General features: G+C 40.2%; 17 protein-coding genes. 5 read left to right on the forward strand and 12 right to left on the reverse strand.

Going from position 1 to position 19,905, the window contains the following annotated elements:
- The first annotated feature begins 372 nt into the window (after positions 1-372).
- The 3 genes from proC to namA all read left to right on the forward strand — a co-directional run bounded on the left by proC (position 373) and on the right by namA (position 3,681).
- Positions 373-1,215: a pyrroline-5-carboxylate reductase gene (gene proC / locus QNH20_RS17820; protein WP_283919317.1), complete on the forward strand. Its 843-nt coding sequence runs from the start codon at positions 373-375 to the stop codon at positions 1,213-1,215.
- A 221-nt stretch (positions 1,216-1,436) separates the two neighbouring features.
- Complete coding sequence (locus QNH20_RS17825; protein WP_283919318.1) at positions 1,437-2,585, forward strand: glycosyltransferase family 2 protein; 1,149 nt, start codon at positions 1,437-1,439, stop codon at positions 2,583-2,585.
- A gap of 76 nt (positions 2,586-2,661) precedes the next feature.
- Positions 2,662-3,681 carry an NADPH dehydrogenase NamA gene (gene namA, locus QNH20_RS17830; RefSeq protein WP_283919319.1) on the forward strand — a complete coding sequence of 340 codons (1,020 nt, stop codon included), beginning with the start codon at positions 2,662-2,664 and terminating at the stop codon, positions 3,679-3,681.
- Between the two features lie 51 nt (positions 3,682-3,732).
- On the opposite strand, the gene rnz is transcribed toward namA, so the two are convergent.
- Entirely contained in the window at positions 3,733-4,656 is a 924-nt protein-coding gene (gene rnz, locus QNH20_RS17835) for a ribonuclease Z (protein ID WP_283919320.1), read from the reverse strand.
- 230 nt (positions 4,657-4,886) lie between these two features.
- Between rnz and zwf the strand changes: the two genes are divergently transcribed.
- A complete protein-coding gene (gene zwf, locus QNH20_RS17840; RefSeq protein WP_481858109.1) occupies positions 4,887-6,368 on the forward strand; it encodes a glucose-6-phosphate dehydrogenase in 1,482 nt (493 codons plus the stop codon).
- 43 nt (positions 6,369-6,411) lie between these two features.
- Here the strand turns inward: zwf and QNH20_RS17845 are convergent, their stop codons facing one another.
- The 4 genes from QNH20_RS17845 to mce all read right to left on the reverse strand — a co-directional run bounded on the left by QNH20_RS17845 (position 6,412) and on the right by mce (position 11,239).
- Entirely contained in the window at positions 6,412-7,689 is a 1,278-nt protein-coding gene (locus tag QNH20_RS17845) for a DNA polymerase IV (protein ID WP_283919322.1), read from the reverse strand.
- Positions 7,690-7,918: 229 nt separating this feature from the next.
- Entirely contained in the window at positions 7,919-9,040 is a 1,122-nt protein-coding gene (locus QNH20_RS17850; RefSeq protein WP_283919323.1) for a tripeptidase T, read from the reverse strand.
- Between the two features lie 233 nt (positions 9,041-9,273).
- Complete coding sequence (locus tag QNH20_RS17855; protein WP_283919324.1) at positions 9,274-10,824, reverse strand: acyl-CoA carboxylase subunit beta; 1,551 nt, start codon at positions 10,822-10,824, stop codon at positions 9,274-9,276.
- A 1-nt stretch (position 10,825) separates the two neighbouring features.
- A complete protein-coding gene (mce, locus tag QNH20_RS17860; RefSeq protein WP_283919325.1) occupies positions 10,826-11,239 on the reverse strand; it encodes a methylmalonyl-CoA epimerase in 414 nt (137 codons plus the stop codon).
- A gap of 158 nt (positions 11,240-11,397) precedes the next feature.
- Here mce and prli42 point away from each other — a divergent pair, with 158 nt between their 5' ends.
- Positions 11,398-11,496, forward strand: coding sequence for a stressosome-associated protein Prli42 (gene prli42, locus QNH20_RS17865; protein WP_283919326.1), 99 nt, complete (start codon positions 11,398-11,400; stop codon positions 11,494-11,496).
- 153 nt (positions 11,497-11,649) lie between these two features.
- Here the strand turns inward: prli42 and QNH20_RS17870 are convergent, their stop codons facing one another.
- From QNH20_RS17870 to QNH20_RS17900, 7 genes are all read right to left on the reverse strand, one after another.
- Entirely contained in the window at positions 11,650-12,372 is a 723-nt protein-coding gene (locus QNH20_RS17870; protein ID WP_283919327.1) for an amino acid ABC transporter ATP-binding protein, read from the reverse strand.
- Positions 12,365-13,024 (reverse strand): amino acid ABC transporter permease, encoded by a 660-nt coding sequence (locus QNH20_RS17875; RefSeq protein WP_283919328.1) that lies wholly within the window; start codon positions 13,022-13,024, stop codon positions 12,365-12,367. Before QNH20_RS17875 ends, QNH20_RS17870 begins: the two co-directional genes overlap by 8 nt.
- 76 nt (positions 13,025-13,100) lie before the next feature.
- The gene (locus tag QNH20_RS17880) at positions 13,101-13,883 is read right to left on the reverse strand and encodes a transporter substrate-binding domain-containing protein (RefSeq protein WP_283919329.1); all 783 of its coding nucleotides are present in this window, start codon (positions 13,881-13,883) and stop codon (positions 13,101-13,103) included.
- Between the two features lie 237 nt (positions 13,884-14,120).
- Entirely contained in the window at positions 14,121-14,558 is a 438-nt protein-coding gene (locus tag QNH20_RS17885; protein ID WP_283919330.1) for a BrxA/BrxB family bacilliredoxin, read from the reverse strand.
- Positions 14,559-14,675: 117 nt separating this feature from the next.
- Positions 14,676-15,800: a methylmalonyl Co-A mutase-associated GTPase MeaB gene (gene meaB / locus QNH20_RS17890; RefSeq protein ID WP_283919331.1), complete on the reverse strand. Its 1,125-nt coding sequence runs from the start codon at positions 15,798-15,800 to the stop codon at positions 14,676-14,678.
- A complete protein-coding gene (scpA, locus tag QNH20_RS17895; RefSeq protein WP_283919332.1) occupies positions 15,801-17,999 on the reverse strand; it encodes a methylmalonyl-CoA mutase in 2,199 nt (732 codons plus the stop codon).
- Entirely contained in the window at positions 17,980-19,866 is a 1,887-nt protein-coding gene (locus tag QNH20_RS17900) for a methylmalonyl-CoA mutase subunit beta (RefSeq protein WP_283919333.1), read from the reverse strand. Before QNH20_RS17900 ends, scpA begins: the two co-directional genes overlap by 20 nt.
- Positions 19,867-19,905: the final 39 nt, after the last annotated feature.

Raw genomic sequence — 19,905 nt, forward strand, 5'->3', positions numbered from 1 at the left:
CATTATTTTCGCATAATTTTTTAGAAATATAAAAAATTATAATATTTACCACTTGACAGGCAGGCTGTCTTTCAAGGATAATCACTATTAAAATTTAATTCGTTGAAAGCAATGAGTAAGGCTAGTAAATGAGAAATGGCGAAAGAGAGTGAAGTTCGACGGCTGAAAGATTTCACCGCCCTCTTGATCATTGAACCTACCTTATGAGCACTTAGGTAAACCTAACGTAATCCCACGTTATCGGGAGTCGAGTGAACCCTTGTTACAAACATTCAACAAGGGTAAATGAAGGTGGTACCGCGGAAGCTAGACCTTTCGTCCTTTATGGATGAAGGGTCTTTTTGTATTTTTTCGAAAAAAGGAGGAATATCAATGAGAAAAATCGCAATTATTGGTGCTGGTTCGATGGCTGAAGCCTTCATTTCAGGTATTCTTGAAAATGGTTTAATTGATAGACAAAATGTTTGGGTGACAAATAATTCAAATGAAAAAAGGCTAGAGTGTCTTAAAGAGCGTTATGGCATTCGCAGTACCTATGATTTAAATACACTTTTTGAAGGTACAGATATTGTCATGTTAGCGATGAAACCCAAAGATGCGGACTCAGCAATCGATACTATTCGCGAACACCTGAGTGAGCAGATGCTAGTGGTTTCCGTTTTAGCAGGTGTTTCGATGAATACCATCGAAACATTAGCAAGAAAATCACTTTCGATTGCAAGGGCAATGCCAAATACCTCTGCAGCGGTCGGAAAATCGGCGACTGCCATTGCAGTAAATGACCGTGTCTCCGATGATCAACTGGAAACAACAAAGAAACTCTTTAGAACCGTGGGTTTAGCCAGGTTTGTCGAGGAAGAACAGCTTGACGCCGTAACAGGACTGTCTGGAAGTGGACCCGCCTATATTTATTATCTTATCGAAGCAATGGAAAATAGTGCAGTCAAGATTGGTCTCGAAAAGGAAATGGCTAAGGAACTCATAGTGCAAACCCTTATCGGCGCTGCAGAAATGGTGAGAAACTCCTCCAAATCATCTGAACAATTACGTCGGGATGTAACAAGCCCTGGCGGGACAACTGAGGCTGGGATTCGTATTCTGGAGGAAAATGGGGTCCAGCAAGCATTCATTTCTTGTATTCAAGCAGCAACAGCCCAATCGAAAAAGATGGGAAACGCCTTATGCTCGCAGTTTAAGGTTGGGAAACCCTCTTAAAGTGAAACTTTCATCAGCTAGGATTTTGACGCTCCCCCGCTGATGTTGGTTCTACTAATTGGGCTTTTACGGGCGGTTGCTCCCCTACTTTTCCTATTTGTCCTCAAAGTCTTGAAGTTGGGAATCTACTACCCGTTAAGGCAGTATAATAGTGGTATGTTTGTCCCCCTTTACCTTAAACTAAACATAAGTTGTTTAATTTAAGGTAAAGGGCTGGAGAAATGGAAAGCATTCTATTCGTTTTATTCACATTGGGTATTCTTGTTTGGCTTGTTTTTCTTTTAGATGCACTGATTGGTTTACGGAATTTAGCCTCTCTTGAAAAAGAACCAGAACTAAATACTGGGCCATTACTATCTGTAATCGTGGCAGCGCGTAATGAAGAAAAACAAATCAAAGCAAGTATCCTTAGTCAGTTAAAGCAAACGTATAAAGAAGTCGAATGGATTCTTGTCAATGACCGTTCCACAGATAACACCGGCATAATCATGAACGAACTACTGAAGGAAGACCCAAGAATACAGGTTATTCACATAAATGAATTACCTAAAGGCTGGCTTGGTAAAAATCACGCCCTGTATAAGGGAGCACTTCAAGCTTCAGGGAAATGGATATTATTTACAGATGCCGATGTAAAATATAAGAAAGAGGCATTCGCTAAAGCTCTGTATTACTTTGAAAAACATCAACTCGACCATTTAACGGCAGCACCCAATTTACACGCAAACCGTTTTTGGCTGAAGTCCTTTGTTGCCTTTTTTCTTTTTGGATTTTCCTATTTTAAACGTCCATGGATGGCAAACAATCCAAAATCCAAGATTGGAACAGGAATTGGGGCATTCAATCTTGTTTCCCAGAAGGCTTATGAAGCGTTTGGCACGCATGAAAAAATTAAAATGAGACCCGATGACGACTTACAGCTGGGGATGAAAATGAAAAGGGCTGGCTACCGTCAAAGAATTGTCACTGCACTTCACCTAATCGAGGTTGAATGGTATGGAAGCCTGAAAGAGGCGTTTATCGGGCTTGAAAAAAATACATTTGCGGGGTTAAATTATCGTATCAGTATGGTATTCTTTTCAATTTTCGGTGTGTTTGTCACGAATGTCCTTCCATTCCTGACCATTTTCTCTGCGAACAAAACGATTGCCCTTCTAAGCCTAGGGAATATTGTGACCAGCGGAATTCTTTACGTCGTCATCATTAAGAGAATGACAGTTTTCTCGCCGGCCATGTTTGTTGTTTTACCGATTACTGCTTTACTATTTATCTATTCCATTATACGGGCAAGCTTTCTGACCTTTAAACGCGGAGGAATTGTCTGGCGAGGAACAACCTATCGGTTAAGTGAGCTCCGAGAGAAAGACTAAAAAGCAGAATTTTACATTTTTTTTGGTCATTTGCTATACTAAAAGTGGTTTATTAACGTACAGGAGGGATAGCAGAATGACAGCAAAATTATTTTCTCCCCTAACAATTAAGGGGGTTACGCTAAAAAACAGAATTGTGATGTCACCAATGTGCATGTACTCAAGCCACAACAAAGATGGGCACGTACAGAACTGGCATCGCACTCATTACACAGCAAGAGCAGTTGGTCAGGTCGGTCTTATTATTGTGGAAGCAACTGCGGTAACACCACAAGGGCGGATCTCACCACAGGATTTAGGAATCTGGAGTGATGAGCATGTTGAGGGCTTTCAAGAGCTTGTTAGTCTAATGAAAGAGCATGGAGCAAAAACGGGAATTCAACTAGCCCATGCCGGCAGGAAAGCCGTTTTAGATGGCGAAATTGTCGCTCCATCTGCAATCGCCTTTAATGAAAAATCAAAAGCACCTAAGGAAATGACAAAATCAGATATTGAAGAAACAGTCCAGGCCTTTAAAAAGGGGGCAGAACGAGCAGCAAAAGCTGGTTTCGATGTCATTGAGCTTCATGGTGCACACGGATATCTGCTTAACGAATTCCTCTCACCTCTTTCTAATAAAAGAAGCGATGAATACGGAGGTTCTGTTAAAAACCGTTATCGGATCCTGCGTGAGGTAATTGATGCCGTTAAGACTGTTTGGAACGGTCCGTTATTTGTCAGAGTATCTGCTCATGATTACCATAAAGAAGGCTTAACCGCAGAAGATTACATAACATTCGCCGAGTGGATGAAAGAGCAAGGCGTCGATTTAATCGATGTAAGCTCAGGAGCAGTTGTCCCTGCAAATATTAACGTCTATCCGGGCTATCAGGTAAAATATTCGGAAACGATAAAGAATGGCGTTGATATCTTAACAGGTGCTGTAGGTTTAATCACTTCTCCGATACAAGCTGAGGAAATTTTACAAAATGATCGAGCGGACTTAGTCTTATTAGCCCGTGAATTACTGCGCGATCCCTATTGGCCAAGAACAGCTGCAAAAGAACTCGGTGTAAGCATTGAAGCACCAAAACAATACGAGCGCGGCTGGATATAAAATGACAAAAACGAAAGCACTCGCCATAATAATGGAAAGTGCTTTTTTATATTACTTGAGTGGGATATTTATTTCTTTAAAATCCTCCGCGATCTCCGTATTCAGAAAAACTTCCTTCGCCTCTTCTACTAATTCGCTCCAAGTATTTCGGTCATAACGAGAACTAATATGGGTTAGGCACAACTGCTTACACTCAGACTGTAAAGCAATATCTGCAGCCTGATGGGTTGTTGAATGGAAATAATCAAACGCAAGCTTTTCTTCCCCTTTTGAGAAGGTTGCTTCATGGATCAAAAGATCGGCATTTTTTGCTAACAACAGCGCATTTTCACAATATCTGGTATCGCCAAGAATTGTGACAATACGACCTTTTTGGGAAGGCCCGAGAAACTCACCAGGTTCAATAACCCTGCCATCTTCAAGTGTGACGGTTTCACCATTTTTGATTTTTCGAAAAATGGGCCCTGGCTGTACTCCTGTCTCCTTCAGCTTATCAGCAAGCAATGTACCTGGCCGATCCTTTTCTATAATTCGGTAGCCGTAAGAAGGAATACCGTGTTCAAGTATGAGTGCTTCGACTGTAAACTGTTCATCTTCAAAAATAATGCCCTCAGTGATTTCGATCACCGTTAACGGATATTTTAAATAAGTCTGGCTTAAAGATAAACTTACTTGAATGTATTCTTTAATCCCTTTGGGCCCGTAGACTGTTACCTCTGATTCCCCGCCTTGAAAAGAACGGCTCGATAACAAACCAGGCAGACCATAAATATGATCACCATGAAGGTGGGTTATGAAAATTTTTTCAATTCTACGCGGTTTGATTGATGTATGTAAAATTTGATGCTGGGTAGCCTCACCGGCATCAAATAACCAAACAGCCCCCCGCTCTTCCAGTAATTTAAGTGCAATCGATGTCACATTACGAAGCTTGGCCGGCATTCCTGCTCCTGTACCTAAGAAAAAAACATCCATAATCAAAGCTCCTCTCTTCTCCGTACCATTATTCAATAGTGATAATATATCACAAACTCCCTTTAAATGCTCTTCGATCTAAATCTAGAAAAAAGAATCACCTATAAATGTTTACATGCAAAACAATATATTTGCGAAACCTAAACGAAACAGCTAAATTTAATAATTGATAAAACTATTACATAAGCATCAGGCTTTTAGAAGAGAGGGTTCAAAACGTGGAGCAAAACATGACTTCATTAATTATGATTTTTGGAGCAACAGGTGATTTAGCAAAACGGAAGTTATTTCCTTCCCTTTACCGATTATTTTCACGCAATAAATTAGATAAGTTTGCGGTAATTGGTGTTGCTAGAAGGACTTTAACGAATGAAGAGTTCCAACAATCAGTAAAAGAATCGGTCGAATCTGCTTTAGGGAATAAGGATAATCTTGATGAATTTATCTCCCATTTTTACTATCAATCACATGATGTGGCGGATTCAAACTCATATGTACAATTAAGAACATTTGCCGATCAGATTGATGAAAATTATCACCTTGAGGGGAACCGTATCTTTTATCTCGCAATGGCACCGGAATTTTTCGGCACGATTGCCTTACATCTAAAATCTGATGGGTTAACAGATGTGAAAGGCTATAAAAGGCTTGTGATTGAAAAACCATTCGGACACGACCTAGAATCTGCCAAAGAATTAAACAAGCAAATTAGAAGTGCTTTTTCCGAAAAAGAGATCTACAGGATTGATCACTATTTAGGAAAAGAAATGGTTCGAAACATTGAAGTCATCCGTTTTGCCAATGCTATTTTTGAACCGCTTTGGAATAACCGGTATATCTCTAATATTCAAATTACCTCGAGTGAAACCCTAGGTGTTGAAGAACGTGGACGATATTACGAAACAAGCGGGGCACTAAGGGATATGCTGCAAAACCATATGCTGCAAATGGTAGCATTGCTGGCAATGGAGCCGCCAATTAACCTAACAACGGATGAAATTCGTTCCGAGAAGGTAAGAGTATTTAGAGCGCTTCGAACTATCGAAGGTGATAAAGTGAATGACTATTTTGTCCGTGGACAGTATGCTGAGGGCACAATTGAGGATAAGCAGGTTCCAAAATACCGTGATGAAGCAATGGTGGACAACGAGTCGAATACCGAAACCTTTGTTGCCGGCAAAATCATGATTGATAATTTTCGCTGGGCCGGTGTTCCTTTTTATATTCGCACTGGCAAAAGAATGTCCGCGAAATCAACGAAAATTGTTATTCAGTTTAAGGATATTCCAATGAATTTATATTATCAACCTGAAAAAATGCTGAATCCTAACCTACTCGTGATCCATATCCAACCCGAGGAAGGGATTACCCTACATCTTAATGCCAAGAAAGCAGGCGGGCACTTGGATGCTCAAGAGGTGAAACTTAGCTTCGCTAATACGGGGGTTCATGCCATGAATACTCCCGAAGGCTATGAGAAACTTCTTTACGATTGCATGCGCGGTGATGCCACCAATTTTACTCATTGGGATGAAGTGGCCTATTCCTGGGCTTTTGTTGATAAAATCTCGGCTGTTTGGGAAAAAACAAAAGCAGCATTTCCTAATTACGAGTCCGGATCAATGGGTCCTAAGGAAGCGGATGAGCTCTTAGAAAAAGACGGCCGCTTCTGGTGGCCTGTATCAGATTTAGAAGTAGATATTTGTAAATAAGCAACAAAAGCTCCACTTTGTTAAGTTGGCAAAGTGGAGCTTTTTAGTCCTTATCTTTCTTTTTATCAGGGTAAGAGCGCAGAAAATCTTTATTAAAGCTCGTTCCAGTTCCTATTTTATGAGCGGGATCTACATTATGTGACCCTGCATTTTCAATAATATTTTTTCCATACTTATCACGAAGACTGGAAAGGGTTTTAAGCAGCGGTTCTTTTTTGGCATCCTTTTCATAAGAAAACAAATCTAACTGTTTAAAAGCATGATCATGGTCAACTAATTCATTCCCGGTAATCCCCAACAACCGAACGGAATCCCCATTCCAGGATTTTAGAAAAAGCTGTTTAGCAAACGCTGAAATGTCCTCTTTTTGATGAATAGGATTCGAAAGTTTCTTGCTTCTAGTAATTGTCCTCCGATCTTTATATCGAATTGTTATGGCCAATGCAGATGCCAGGACATTTTTTCGCTTCAATCTAACAGAAACGGTTTCCGCCAAGGACTCCAGTACATGAAAAAGCTCTTGTTGATTGCTAATGTCTCTAGGCAGGGTTGTGGAATTGCCAATACTTTTAAACTCTTCAATTGATTCTGGGTCAACCGGCCGGTGATCAATGCCATTTGCCCTCTCTTTTATCCGAAGCCCATTAATACCAAGAAGTGATTTAAGTTGAATTTCATTACCTTTTGCTAAATCGCCTATCGTGTGAATGCCAATCGTTGTCAGCTTTTCCGCCGTCTTTTTTCCAACCCCATGCATTTCATTCGTATTCAACGGCCAAAGAACCTTAGGTATATCACGTTTACGAAGGATAGTAATCCCCATTGGTTTCTTCATATCAGAAGCCATTTTTGCTAAAAATTTATTTGGGGCAATGCCAATGCTACAAGGTAAGTCGAGCTGTTCAAATACTCGTTTTTGAATACTTTCGGCGATTTCGATGGGGCTGCCAAATTCAAAACTTTCCGTAATATCCATATAACCCTCATCAATCGAAACAGGTTCAACGAGAGTAGAATATTGCCTTAGAATATCGAACATTCCCATCGATGCGGCCCGGTAACGGTCAAAATTTGGTGTCCTAATAATTAGTTGTGGACAAAGCCTTTTCGCTTCCCACAGCGGCATTGTTGTTTTGACGCCAAACTTCCTTGCTTCATAGCTACAAGTAACAATTATCCCTCTCCGCTCCTCAACGTTCCCGGCAATCGCCAGCGGTTTGCCCTTAAGTGTCGGATCATAGGCCATTTCAACTGAAGCATAAAAGCTATTCATATCCACATGTAAAATGACCCGTCCGTTCTTAGGATACATTTCCTTCACACCGAACACACCCTTAAAACATTTATTCCCCTTAAGTATAAAGAAAACTTGCCGATTGGCAAGCCGTAAAGGCGGAGATTAGGCATAGTTCGTCGAAAAGCACAGCTTTTCGACTGTGATGCTTATGCTCACGAAGCATTCCTTAGTGCACTTATGCCTGAAAGGAAAGTTATACTTTCCTTTCGACTAGCAAAAAGGAGAACCAATGGCTCTCCTTCGTTTGATGCAATTATTGATTTGTCACTTCGTCGATAATCGCTATCGTCATTTCTGCGAGTTTATATAACTCTTCAAGCGGCATACGCTCGTTAGTGGTATGGATTTCTTCATAGCCAACTGCAAGGTTTACAGTTGGTATGTTAAAACCATTAAATACGTTGGCGTCACTGCCGCCGCCGCTATGCTGCAGTTCGCAGCTGCGTCCAATTTTGGCAGCTGCTTTACGGGCAATTTCAACTACCTGATCGCCCTCACCAAATTTAAAGCCTGGATACATAATTTCTATATCAACTTCTGCACTGCCGCCCATTTCTGAAGCAACTGTTTCAAATGCTTCTTTCATTTTGCTTACCTGTGCTTCCATTTTTTCAGGAATAAGCGAACGCGCTTCTGCTAAAATATCAACGCGGTCGCAAACGATATTCGTTGCTTGCCCACCTTCAAAACGACCAATATTTGCAGTCGTTTCATGGTCAATTCTTCCGAGCGGCATCTTTGCAATCGATTTTGCTGCAATTGTAATTGCAGACACTCCTTTTTCTGGAGCGACACCAGCATGAGCAGTTTTGCCGTAAATAACAGCTTTTACTTTTGCTTGCGTTGGGGCTGCGACAACCACGTTCCCAACTAATCCATCACTGTCAAGGGCATAACCATATTTCGCTTTCAGCAATGATGGATCTATCGCTTTTGCACCATGAAGGCCGGATTCTTCGCCAACAGAAATCACAAATTGAATCATGCCATGAGGAAGATTGTTTTCTTTTAATAAACGGATTGTTTCAAGCATAACCGCAATACCAGTTTTATCATCGGCACCTAAGATGGTGGTGCCATCAGTAACGACGTAACCATCTTTAATTGATGGCTTTACGCCTTTCGCCGGTGTCACGGTATCCATGTGGCAGGAAAAATAAATTGGGTCGACGCCCTCTTTTGTTGCTGCAAGCGTGCAAAATAGGTTTCCTGCACCATGTCCTGTTACAGCGGTTGTATCATCTTCAAAGACATCAAGACCTAAATCAGTAAATTTTTGCTTTAATACCTTGGCAATCTCAGTCTCATATTTCGTTTCTGAGTCAATTTGCACAAGTTCTAAAAATTCATTCAAAAGACGTTCTTGATTCACCATTTTTATTGATCCTCCAATTATGTACTCACTTTTGTCCAGCTCCAGCACCCAGCGGCGTGAGATCCTCTCCTCATTCCGATAAGTCAACAACGACTAGCTTACTTTCATCGTGTTTACTTTATCTCATATGGAGCGTCCAATCCATATGCCGCTAAACAGGTGCTGACACTTTTCTTATATCAGTATACCTCTTTCATATTCATATCATCAAATGAAAGAAATGGTGAATCAAATTAAAGTGGAATATTACCATGTTTTTTGTATGGTCTCGATTCTTTTTTATTCCGCAGCATTTCCAACGCTTGAATAATTTTTATTCTTGTTTCCCGAGGATCGATGACATCATCGACCATCCCTCTGCTTGCTGCTACATACGGATTAGCAAACTTTTCCCGGTATTCATCAATTTTTTGCTGTCTTATCATTTCAGGATTTTCGCTATTAGTAATCTCTTTGGCAAAAATTATATTTGCAGCACCTTGCGGCCCCATGACGGCAATTTCCGCATTTGGCCAGGCAAATACCAGGTCAGCACCAATGGACTTACTATTTAACGCCACATAGGCACCTCCATAAGCCTTTCTTAAAATCACCGTCAGCTTCGGCACTGTTGCTTCTGAATAAGCAAATAAAATCTTCGCCCCATGGCGGATGATACCCCCATGCTCCTGCTTAACCCCCGGGAAGAAACCGGTTACATCTTCAAACGTAATGATTGGGATATTAAAAGAATCGCAGGTGCGGATAAATCGAGCCGCTTTATCGGATGAATCAATATCCAGGCCTCCAGCCATCACCTTCGGCTGATTGCAGACTAATCCAACTGTTTCACCTTTAATTCTCGCAAATCCGACAACAATATTTTTAGCAAAATTCTTTTGAATTTCCATAAAGGAGTCGGCATCTGTAACATGTTCAATCACTTTACGGACATCATAAGGCCTTACAGCATCAAAAGGGATCACATCCGTTAATTCAGGACGATAATCGTAATCGTCCTCCACCTCAACTGTAGGTGGCTTTTCTTCATTATTTTGCGGAAGATAGCTTAAAAGCCTGCGGACATTTTCTAGAACCTCTGCTTCAGATTCAGCTTGAAAATGGGCATTTCCACTGATGGAGTTATGAACATTCGCACCGCCAAGATCTTCTGCAGAAATTTTTTCCCCGGTTACCGTTTCAATAACTTTCGGTCCGGTAATAAACATTTGGCTTGTTTTTTCAACCATAAATACAAAATCGGTAATTGCCGGTGAATAGACGGCGCCGCCGGCACAGGGACCCATAATGACAGAGATTTGTGGGATTACACCAGAATATATGGCGTTTCGATAAAAAATATGCCCATAGCCATCAAGCGAAACAACCCCTTCTTGAATCCGTGCTCCGCCGGAGTCATTTAGACCAACAAATGGCGTACCATTTTTAGCTGCTAAATCCATGACATTCGCTATTTTTTTCGCATGCATTTCCCCTAGTGCACCGCCAAAAACAGTAAAGTCTTGTGAGAATAAATAAATGGGCCTTCCATTTACTTTTCCGAATCCTGTCACAACCCCGTCGCCAGGTCCTTTTTGTCCATCAAGACCAAAATCATTCGTGCGGTGTTCAATGAACGGATTCAATTCGACAAACGTTCCCCTATCTACTAACATTTCAATTCTTTCTCTTGCTGTCAATTTTCCTTTATCATGCTGTTTCTCGATTCGCTCGTCACCGCCACCAAGCTCGACTTCTCTGCGCTTATCATATAATTCATTTATTTTTTCATAGATATCTAGCATGTTACCCCTTCATCCCCTTCTTTTCACAAAGCTCATATAATACCCCTGATGCCGATTTTGGATGCATGAAGGCAATATTTGCTCCTCCTGCACCGGGTCTAGGCGCCTCATCAATCATGCGAATCCCTTTTTCTTTCATTTCGGAAATCCTTTCTTTAATTGATGTAACACCAAGTGCCACATGGTGGATCCCCTCACCACGCTTTTCGATAAAAGTAGCAATTGAACTTTCCACCGATGTCGGCTCAAGCAGTTCGAGCTTCGTTTCACCTGCTTGCAAAAATGCGACCTTGACCTTTTGACTTTCAACCTCTTCAACGCCTAACAAAGACAGCTTTAACACCTCAGTATAAAAAGGTAGTGTTTCATCAAGAGACTTCACAGCAATTCCGATATGGTCGACTTTTTTAATCATGTTTACCCCTCTGTTTCATTATTAAAATTAATTCGACAATTATTGTATTCGGTAAAAAATTCATAAATCCTTCCCAAATTGCTAAGTAGTTCCGTTGTCCATTTGGACTTTTCCCTGTACAATATAAATAAAACCTAAATGTTTGGGAGGTTCTATTTTTGAAAAATAAGAAAACAAGAAAATTTATCGTTTATTTAATGCTTTTCGCTATGCTTGCCTCAACTCTCCTAATTGGAATTGGTTCATTTCTTTCCTAAACATATATGAAGGGGCTGTTCGAATCGAACAGCCCCTTTCCTTTTTTATCAGAATTTATTTTACTGGACTTTGAGAATTTTGCATCAAACAAATAAAGACTATTCCTCGAGTTAAAGAAAAAAGATGATCATCAAGACCATCTTTTAGTAATATTATAGCACTTTTTGTAAGAAATCCTGGGCTCGCTGGCTCTTTGGATTAGCAAAGAATTCTTTTGGTGATGCATCTTCAACGAGTACCCCTCCATCAAGGAACAGAACCCTGTCAGCTACTTCTCTTGCAAAACCCATTTCATGTGTCACAATTGCCATCGTCATCCCAGTATGGGCCAGTGATTTCATTACCTCTAAAACCTCTTTAACCATTTCCGGATCAAGAGCGGACGTTGGTTCATCGAAAAGCATAACCTCCGGCTCCATCGCTAGTGCTCGGGCAATCGCCACCCGCTGTTTTTGTCCGCCAGACAATCTTGCTGGGTATTCATTCGCTTTTTCAGATAACCCTACTTTTTCTAATAATCCGTAGGCAATCTTTTCAGCTTGATCCTTCGACATCCCTTTTACCTTCATAGGTGCATAAGTAAGGTTTTGTAAAACGGTTTTATGTGGAAACAATTGAAAGTGTTGAAAAACCATGCCTACATTTTGCCGTACCTTCATAATATTTGTTGTTTTATCGGTTACATCTTGATCACCAATCCAAATATTCCCATTCGATGGTTCTTCAAGTAGGTTCAAACAGCGTAGGAATGTAGATTTTCCTGAGCCTGAAGGGCCAATTATTGCAACGACTTCACCCGAATTGATAGTGGTTGATATTCCCTTTAAAACTTCCAGTTTTCCATAGCTTTTGTACAAGTTCTCGATCTTAATCACTGCGTCTCATTCTCCCCTCAAGCGCTTTTCCTAAGAAGGTCAAGGTAATCACCATTAAATAATAGATCAAGCCGGCAATTAATAATGGTTCAAAAAACGAGTAATTTTCTGCTCCCACTTGATAAGACCGGCGCATAATGTCCATAACCCCAATCGTTGTAACAATTGCTGATTCTTTTGTTAAGGAAATGAATTCATTCATCAACGCCGGGAGAATATTTTTAAGTGCCTGTGGCAGGATGATATCCCACATCATTTTTCCATAAGGCACCCCTAACGCCATTGCTGCTTCTTGCTGACCTTTATCAACGGCAAGAATTCCTGCACGAATAATTTCAGAGATATAGGCACCAGAATTAAGTGCAAACGATAAAATGGCCGCTGTATATGGTTCAATTTGATAACCAATCACCTGTGGCGATCCATAATAAATTAACATTAATTGCAACACTAACGGTGTCCCGCGAAAAATCGAGGTATACACATTTGCAACCCAGCTAAGAATTTTTATTGAGCTAATTTTAAATAATGATAAAATAATTCCAAGTACAAACCCCAATACCCCGGCTAAAAGCACAATCTGAAGGGTCACTAAAATCCCTTTTAAAATATATGGCATGGAGGGAATGAATGGAGTAAAATCTAAGTTCATTCATCATCCGTCCTCTCTTAATAAAAATGGTAAAGACGTTCAGGTATCGAACGTCTCTAGTGAAATAAATTACACCTTATTGTTCCCCGCCGAACCACTTTACAACCAATTTTTGCAGTTCGCCGTTTTCTTTCATTTTCTTTAATTCTTTGTTAAACTTCGCTGTTAAATCACTATTTTTCGGAAACGCAATCGCAGAACCAGCTTCATCTGGATCATCACTAATAGTAAAGCCCGCAAAATCTTTTTCTTTTTCAAGATAGCCCTTTGCAACAGTGTCCTCAATGATAGCTGCATCCAAACGACCTGATTTAATTTCTTGGATTAGATCCGGAATACGGTTACGGTTTTCAATTTTAATTGGAACTTGTTTATTGATTTCCTCTGCTTTTCCTTCTTGAATTGAACCAAGCTGTACTCCAACTGATTTACCTTTTAAATCTTCAATTGTTTCAATACCACTGTCTTTTTTAGAAATAACCAAGTGCTGGGCTGTATAATAAATATCACTGAAATCAACGTTTTTCTTTCTTTTTTCTGTTGGTGTCATTCCCGCTAAGACAAAATCTGCTTGTCCTGATTTAAGTGATTGAACTAAACCGCCAAAGTCCATATCTTTGACTTTTACTTCATAACCAAGATTTTTCGCAATTGCTTTTGCCAGGTCAACATCAAAACCAACGATTTCATCACTTTTTCCAGTTTCAACATATTCAAATGGAGGATAGTCGGCAGACGTTGCCATCACTAATTCCTTCTTATCTCCACTTTTCTTACTTTCTTTCTCACTTGTTCCACAAGCTGCAAGTAAACCTACTGACATCATCATGGTTAATAATAAAATAACTGCCTTTTTCATATGTTTTCCCCCTATAATTTATCTGAAAATTAAAACATTTATTATATACCTGAGATATTATAATTTTCAAGATTAATTGTTTGTTTTATTAATAATTATTCAATGTAATGTATTTTAACACAAAGTAATAATTATGCAAATATATTTTTAAAAATTCGTTTATGCTTTTTACAGTTACTTTTTTCCATTAAAAAAAGACCAATCTCCATTTAGGAAATTGGTCCTTCCGATGTCATTTTAAAATTCTTCACAGTATTCATCAAATTCTTTTTGTAATCTTGAAACGACTGTTGCAGGATCGAAGCCTTCGATTTGATGTCTTTCGACCATTGAGCAGATCTTTCCATCCTTCAATAGTGCAAAAGACGGAGAGGATGGCGGATAGCCGGTGAAATAGCTCCGTGCTGTTTCAGTTGCTTCTTTATCCTGCCCGGCAAAAACGGTGACCAAGTGATCAGGACGTTTATCATAATGAACGGCATGTGCTGCTGCAGGTCTTGCCACACCACCAGCGCATCCACAAACGGAATTGATCATGACTAAGGTTGTTCCCTTTTGTGATAACGCCTCTTCAACATCCTTAGTTGTTTTAAGTTCTTTATACCCAGCTGCCACGATTTCTTGACGTGCCTGGTTAACCACATCATTCATGAAAAGGTTAAAATCCATGCTCATAAAAAAATCACTCCTTTACGTTATGTCCATAACTACATCATAACAGTTAAAATGTGTTTTTTCCAAATGAAAATAATTATTTACGAAGGGAATAAGAAAACAGCCCTAAACGTCAGCTCATTCTTTTATTGCTAAAAAGGTATTGAATAAAGTTTCAACAGCAGAAGCGACAGTTGTTTCCCCTGCAATCACTTTATTTTCTAATTTTGGCAGCTCGCTTTTTACTCCCTTATGATGATAAAAAGAAAAAAGGAGCTGGTCGGTTATCATCGAAAAGAGCCATTCCCGTGCTTGGTTTTTTCTTCTATTATCAAATACTCCGGACGTTTTCCCTATTTGTTCAAATGATTGGATGACGTTCCAGATTTCACTGATCCCCTCATGGGTCAAAGATGAACATGTATAAGCCTTTGTTGTCCAGCCTTTTGTTGCAGGCTGCAGGAAGTGGAGGATTCGATTATACTCATTTCTTGTTTGCTCTGCTTTCGGTTTATTCGCACCGTCTGCTTTATGAACGAGAATCGCATCAGCCAGTTCCATAATCCCTTTTTTCATCCCCTGAAGCTCGTCGCCTGCACCCGTCAGCACAAGCAGCATGAAAAAATCGACCATATCCCGAATAATGACCTCACTTTGGCCCACACCAACCGTTTCGATTAAGATGACATCAAAACCGGCAGCCTCACATAGTACCATCGCTTCCCTCGTTTTTCGATGAACCCCGCCAAGCTTTCCCGCCGTTGGTGAAGGGCGAATAAAGGCTCTTGGGTTTCTTGCCAATTGTTCCATTCTTGTTTTATCCCCAAGAATACTGCCGCCGCTAATACTTGAGCTTGGATCAATGGCTAACACGGCTACTTGATGTCCTAAGCTGCAAAGGTAGGTACCAAATGCCTCGATAAAGGTGCTTTTACCTGCACCAGGAACTCCAGTGATGCCAATCCGAATCGATTTCCCGCTATATTGCAGCAGTTTTTGCAGCAGCTGCTGTGCCTTTTGAAAATGCTGCTCGGCATTGCTCTCCACAAGCGTGATCGCCCTTGCCAGAATACTTCTATCACCTTTAATGACCCCTTCATAGAGCTCCTCAACCGCAGGCTCAGAAGAAATGCGTTTTTGAAAGCGGATATTTTTTTTGACGGAAGCAGCTTGACCCTCAAGCTCCTCTCCCTTTCTGACAATGCTTGAACAGCTTTCCGGGTTATTTGGGTCGCTCCATTCCGGTTTATGATCCGTACCCATTTATTGTGCCACTTCCTCATAACCGAGTTGTCTATATATCTCCTTAATTACCTTTTGCGCTGCAACAGGGATAATAGTTCCCGGACCAAAGATGGCCGATGCACCATGCTCAAATAAAAATTGATAATCCTGCGCTGGGATGACACCGCCGATGACAATTAAAATATCTTCCCGTTTTACTTTTATTAATTCTTCGACAAGCTGGGGTAATAATGTTTTATGTCCTGCAGCAAGCGAACTAATCCCAATTACATGGACATCGTTTTCAACAGCCTGCATCGCTGTTTCTTCTGGTGTCTGGAACAATGGGCCAATATCTACATCAAACCCAAGGTCAGCGAAGGCAGTGGCAATCACCTTTGCCCCGCGGTCATGTCCGTCCTGTCCCATTTTTGCAATAAGAATCCTCGGCCTTCTTCCTTCATTCTCAAGAAATTCATCTGTCATTTTTTTCACTTCAAAAATTTCTTCTTCATTACTAAATGCGGTACTATAAACCCCACTAATCGAACGGATTACCGCTTTATGTCTACTGGCAACACGCTCAATCGCATCGGAAATTTCTCCTAGTGTTGCTCTCACTCTTGCCGCTTGAACCGCAAGCTCTAATAAATTTTGCTCTCCTGTTTCCGCTGCTTTTGTTAATGCGCTAAGTGCCTCTTCAACCTTTTGGTCATCACGGCCGGCCTTTAACGCATGTAATTTTTCGATTTGCTTTAACCGGACAGCAGTATTATCAATATCTAAAATATCAATTGCTTCTTCTTTTTCAAGGCGATAACGATTAACACCGATAATTGTTTCATTCCCCGAATCGATTTGAGCTTGTCTTCTCGCCGCTGCCTCTTCGATTCTCATCTTCGGAAGGCCTGTTTCAATCGCTTTCGCCATCCCCCCAAGACCTTCTATTTCTTCAATATGTGTCCAAGCTCTATTAACCAATTCATCGGTCAGCTTTTCTACATAATAAGATCCTGCCCAAGGGTCGATTACGTTTGTTATTCCAGTTTCTTCTTGTAAAAACAACTGAGTGTTACGAGCAATGCGGGCTGAGAAATCTGTTGGTAAAGCTATTGCTTCATCCAAGGCATTCGTATGCAGCGATTGTGTATGACCCATTGCTGCCGCATGTGCCTCGATTAATGTTCTTGTAACATTGTTAAAAGGATCCTGCTCAGTCAAGCTCCAGCCAGATGTTTGCGAATGGGTACGAAGTGCTAACGACTTCTCATTATTAGGATGGAAGGATTTCATCATTTTTGCCCAAATCAATCGGGCCGCCCTCATTTTGGCGACTTCCATGAAGTAATTCATTCCGATTGCCCAGAAAAACGACAGCCTTGGTGCAAATAAATCGATTTCAATCCCCGCTTTTAGACCAGTCCTAACATATTCCAGTCCATCAGCTAATGTATAAGCCAATTCCAAGTCCGCTGGTGCCCCTGCTTCTTGCATGTGGTAGCCTGAAATACTGATACTATTAAACTTCGGCATGTATTTGGACGTATATTCAAAGATATCCGCAATGATTTTCATTGACATTTCTGGCGGATAAATATACGTGTTCCGAACCATATATTCTTTTAAAATGTCATTTTGGATCGTTCCCGAAAGTTTTTCTTGACTTACACCTTGTTCTTCAGCTGTCACGATGAAGAAAGCTAGGATTGGCAAAACTGCTCCGTTCATGGTCATCGAAACGGACATTCGGTCTAGGGGTATCCCATCAAAAAGTGTCTTCATATCAAGTATAGAATCAATCGCAACACCCGCTTTACCAACATCTCCCACCACACGCGGATGATCAGAGTCATAGCCCCGGTGAGTAGCTAAATCAAAGGCAACCGATAATCCCTTTTGTCCCATTGCCAGATTTCGACGGTAAAAGGCATTGCTTTCCTCAGCAGTTGAAAACCCTGCATACTGCCTGACCGTCCATGGACGGTTCACATACATCGTGGGATAAGGCCCTCTAGTATATGGAGGAAGTCCTGGAAGATCATCAATATGCTCTAACCCTTCCCGATCCTCTTTTGTATAAAGCGGTTTTATGACAATTTGCTCATTTGTTTCAAATAGTAAATCGTCAATGGAAGTTTCAATTTCCTGTTTGATTTTTTCATGCCATTCTTCTTTAGTTATGAGTTTCTGCTTATTAAACAAAGATATATTTTGAAAATTAGGCTTTTGTTTCTTCAATTGTCCTCACCTCCAAATCATTAAGGATTACCGAAAGGGTTTCGTAACAGTTGCTTTTTGTGTGAATAAATTGGGTTATTCCATCATCCATCCACCGGGAGTGGTTTTCTCTTTCAGGAAGTCCCGCTAAATAAAATTTTCGCTCAGGGAATTTAGAGATTAATAAGGTTATAATTTCGTGCCCTATCATTTCATACTGATCATTTGTGCCACAAAGGCAAAAGTAGTTAACAGAATGTTCTGTAACAAACTGTCTAGCATTCTCAAATGATAAAATAGGTTTACTCTCTACTGCTCTTATACCGCCAGCTGCAAGAAATCCCTTCATGAAATCAAGCCTTGCTTTATGCTGTTTTAATTCACCAAGACAAAGCATGCCAACAGATGGGGCAGAACCTATTTTTTCTTTAAGACTCTTTGCCTTACTTCGTAATTCTTCAAATGGTTCGGCTAATCTCCTTCCGTAAATAGCTTCAATTTTTATTAACGAATGATCTCCGCCTGCAAAATGGAAATTTTCCTTTAAAAGTGGTTTTTTAGCTACATTTTCATCTAAATTAGCATAGACATTTGTTCCGATAATACTTTGCTTTCTTGTTTGAGTATCCATATTCATTTTTTCATACACAGCTGCAATTTCCTGCTGCAGCCAATTGGATTTTAAAACTTCAAGGATACCCCCGTTGGCTTCGATTTTCTGAAAAAATTGCCACGCCTTTTCAGCCAGCTGATTTGTTAATTCTTCCACATACCATGAACCCCCAGCAGGATCAATCACTTTTTTCAGATGTGCTTCTTCTTTTAAGAGAAGTTGGATATTTCTAGCTATTCTCTCGGAAAACGGTGTTGTGCCATTGTATTCATCGTAAGGCCTTACATGTAAAAACTGTACCCCCCCAATTACCGCCGCAAAGGCTTCATTTCCAGCTCGAAGTAAGTTTACATGCTGGTCATGAACGGTTTTAGTAAAAGAAGAAGTTTCAGCAGCAATGATCAATCCACGGACGTCATCTTTCGCACCATAAAGTTCGGTAATTCGATTCCACAGTACTCTTGCTGCCCGTAGTTTAGCAATCTCCATGAAATAGTTACTGCTTATCGAGAATTGGAAAATCATTTTTGTTAAAATTTTTTCCAGATCCATTCCGGATTCCTGCAGCTTTTCAAGATAATATACCCCTTCTGCTATGGCAATCCCAAGTTCTTGAACGGCATTCCCCCCTCCATTATGATAGGGAACAGTATCAATTAAGATCGTGCGTAAGTTAGGGAATTTTCTCATTGAGAGCTGAATGTTCTTTACCCATTCAGTGAAAAATTCTTCAGAAATAAGACCTTCTTCAACAAATAACGCAATTGGATCGGAACCAATATATCCGTTAATTTGATCTAGTTTATCCAATCTAGCTGCCTCAGCAAGAAATGAAGTTTGTAAATCTTTAGCATTAATAGCAAATGGGTAGTGATGATAAGATTCCGCTATAATGTTTACCAGGCTTTCTTCCGCCTCAAACAATACCTTCTTCACTTCAAAAGAAATAGCAGATTGCCCTTTTTCAAATGATTTATGAAGTTTCTCCTGCAATTCTCCCGGTGTTTGATAGAAAATACGCTGTGATGTCTTCCATTCATTTGTCATATATCCAAGTGGGTAAACTCCTCTTCTGAAATCTGAACCACCTGGAAATTCTCCAACGGACTGCTCATTCTGTTTGGTATAAAGCGGTTTCAAAACTATTTTTTCATATGTAATGGTTTGTAATGATTCAACTGTTTTTCCTTTTAAGGATGCCTCAGCTTTTTCTTTCCATTCATTCTTTGACTTTAGAGCAAAAGACTGACTTTTTATTTTCTTCAAACTTTTCATCCTCCTTCCACTTTGCTAATTAAATTAAAATTCAATTAA

The organism is Neobacillus sp. WH10, assembly GCF_030123405.1.
Taxonomy (GTDB): domain Bacteria; phylum Bacillota; class Bacilli; order Bacillales; family Cytobacillaceae; genus Neobacillus.

Coding starts and splice junctions, on each gene's coding strand:
- QNH20_RS17900 (WP_283919333.1), bottom strand. CDS start 19,866: ATGAAAAGTTTGAAGAAAATAAAAAGTCAGTCTTTTGCTCTAAAGTCA.
- QNH20_RS17850 (WP_283919323.1), bottom strand. CDS start 9,040: ATGGTGAATCAAGAACGTCTTTTGAATGAATTTTTAGAACTTGTGCAA.
- rnz (WP_283919320.1), bottom strand. CDS start 4,656: ATGGATGTTTTTTTCTTAGGTACAGGAGCAGGAATGCCGGCCAAGCTT.
- mce (WP_283919325.1), bottom strand. CDS start 11,239: ATGATTAAAAAAGTCGACCATATCGGAATTGCTGTGAAGTCTCTTGAT.
- QNH20_RS17825 (WP_283919318.1), top strand. CDS start 1,437: ATGGAAAGCATTCTATTCGTTTTATTCACATTGGGTATTCTTGTTTGG.
- meaB (WP_283919331.1), bottom strand. CDS start 15,800: ATGGGTACGGATCATAAACCGGAATGGAGCGACCCAAATAACCCGGAA.
- QNH20_RS17875 (WP_283919328.1), bottom strand. CDS start 13,024: ATGAACTTAGATTTTACTCCATTCATTCCCTCCATGCCATATATTTTA.
- QNH20_RS17880 (WP_283919329.1), bottom strand. CDS start 13,883: ATGAAAAAGGCAGTTATTTTATTATTAACCATGATGATGTCAGTAGGT.
- namA (WP_283919319.1), top strand. CDS start 2,662: ATGACAGCAAAATTATTTTCTCCCCTAACAATTAAGGGGGTTACGCTA.
- QNH20_RS17855 (WP_283919324.1), bottom strand. CDS start 10,824: ATGCTAGATATCTATGAAAAAATAAATGAATTATATGATAAGCGCAGA.
- QNH20_RS17885 (WP_283919330.1), bottom strand. CDS start 14,558: ATGAGCATGGATTTTAACCTTTTCATGAATGATGTGGTTAACCAGGCA.
- zwf (WP_481858109.1), top strand. CDS start 4,887: ATGACTTCATTAATTATGATTTTTGGAGCAACAGGTGATTTAGCAAAA.
- proC (WP_283919317.1), top strand. CDS start 373: ATGAGAAAAATCGCAATTATTGGTGCTGGTTCGATGGCTGAAGCCTTC.